At 48.6% G+C, this 255-nt stretch carries 1 protein-coding gene; it reads left to right on the top strand.

Going from position 1 to position 255, the window contains the following annotated elements; all coding sequences use genetic code 11:
• On the top strand, nucleotides 1-255 hold a 255-nt coding region (locus ACEO2X_RS14550), incomplete at both ends, for a transposase (protein ID WP_371972212.1).

Raw genomic sequence — 255 nt, 5'->3', positions numbered from 1 at the left:
TGAAAGGCTGGCAGGGTTATCTAGTCTGTGATGATTACAGTGGTTATAAAGCACGCTTTAAATCAGGCCAGGTCATAGAGGTGGGCTGCATGGCCCATGCACGTCGTAAATTCCATGAACTGCATGTGACTGGGAAAAGTCAGGTCGCTGAACAGGCATTGGTGCTGATTCAGAAACTGTATGCGATAGAAGCAGAACTCAGGAAAAAGACCGATGGTACAGCGGAAGACCGCCGCGAATACCGACAACAGCATA

Origin of the sequence: Acinetobacter sp. AL9, assembly GCF_041464035.1 — a bacterium.
Lineage (GTDB): Bacteria > Pseudomonadota > Gammaproteobacteria > Pseudomonadales > Moraxellaceae > Acinetobacter > Acinetobacter towneri.
This window is presented reverse-complemented; position numbering and strand designations above follow the sequence as displayed.